We start from the raw sequence: 1,588 nt of genomic DNA, 5'->3' as shown, positions 1-1,588 counted from the left end.
CGTTTCCACTGTCCGGTGCCCTTGACCGCGGGTGCCTCGCTCGAACTGCCTCCCGGCCCCGCGCGCCACGTTCAGGTGCTGCGCATGCAGCCCGGCGATGCGCTCACCTTGTTCGACGGCTCGGGCGGCGAATATGCGGCAACCGTGGAGCGCATGGGGCGCAGCGATGTGTCGGTGACGATCGGCGCCCATGCACCGGCCGAGCGCGAGGCCGTGCGCTCGGTGCACCTGGCCGTCGGCATGCCGGCCAACGAGCGCATGGACTGGCTGGTCGAAAAAGCCACCGAACTGGGCGTCGCGAGCATCCAGCCGCTGGCCACGGCCCATGGCGTGCTGCGCCTTTCGGGCGAGCGCGCCGAGAAGAAGAGGGCGCATTGGGAAGCGATTGCGATTGCCGCCTGCGAGCAATGCGGCCGCAACCGCGTGCCGCGGATCCATCCGGTGCGGCCGTTCTCGAGCCCCTCGGCCTGGATAGGCGCGCATGCGGGCGAGGCCCCGCTGCGCCTTGTTCTGAGCCTGGCCGAAGGCACGCGGCGCCTGGCCGATGCCACCGCCTCGGCGCCGGCCGATCGCAGCGTGCTGGTGCTGAGCGGCCCCGAGGGCGGCCTGAGCAGCGCCGAGGAACAGGAAGCGCTGGCCTGCGGCTTTGCGCCGGTCACGCTCGGGCCGCGCGTGCTGCGCGCCGAAACCGCGGCGCTGGCCGCGCTGGTATTGCTCGCGGGCCCCTGAGCGGCGCTTCCGCCAAGGCCCGCCTCACCCATCCCCATCACAAGAAAAGGCTCTCCACGCCATGCCTCGTTCGCCACGCGCCCTCCGGCTTGCCCCCCTCGCGCCCCTTGTGCTGGCCCTGCTCTGCGCCGCGCCGGGCGCGCAGGCCCAGAACACCGCCGTCGCCCCCACGCCGGCGCAGGTCACTCCCGAGGTGGAAAAAACCTTCACGCAGCTGATGGCGGCGCCCGCGGTCCAGAAGCTGCTCGACGCGGTCAAGGCCGACCACGAGCGTTCGGTCGAAGACCTGAAGATGCTGACCGAGATCGAAGCGCCGCCGTTCAAGGAAAGCAAGCGCGCCGAGGCCTTCCTGGCGCGCATGAAGGCGCTCGGGCTCGCCGACGCAAAGATCGATGCCGAGGGCAACGTGGTCGGGCTGCGCAAGGGCACCGGCAACGGCCCCAAGCTGCTGGTCTCGGCCCACCTGGACACCGTGTTCCCCGCCGGCACCGACGTGAAGGTGAAGGAGCATGACGGCAAGCTCCACGCGCCCGGCATCGCGGACGATACGCGCGGCCTGTCGGTGCTGCTGTCGTGGCTCAAGGTGCTCAACGACAACAAGGTCCAGACCGTGGGCGACCTGCTCTTCGTCGCCAATGTGGGCGAGGAAGAGCTCGGCAACCTGCGCGGCATGAAGGCCATCTTCCGCGACCACCTCGACATCGACGGCATGGTGGGGCTGGAGCCTTCGCCCGACGGCAACGTGCTGGTGCTCGGCACGGCGAGCCACCGCTATGAAGTCACGTTCAAGGGCCCGGGCGGCCACAGCTTTGCCGCCTTCGGCCAGGTGCCCAGTGCGATCCACGGCATGGGCCGCGCC

General features: G+C 70.6%; 2 protein-coding genes. Both read left to right on the top strand.

Going from position 1 to position 1,588, the window contains the following annotated elements:
• A partial coding sequence (locus tag AC1DOC_RS33025; RefSeq protein ID WP_478131490.1) for a 16S rRNA (uracil(1498)-N(3))-methyltransferase occupies positions 1-729 on the top strand: 729 nt, incomplete at its 5' end.
• 61 nt (positions 730-790) lie between these two features.
• The coding region (locus AC1DOC_RS33020) for a M20/M25/M40 family metallo-hydrolase (protein WP_478131489.1) at positions 791-1,588 on the top strand (798 nt) is incomplete at its 3' end.

Source organism: Variovorax sp. 01T439_2 (assembly GCF_056398445.1).
This window is presented reverse-complemented; position numbering and strand designations above follow the sequence as displayed.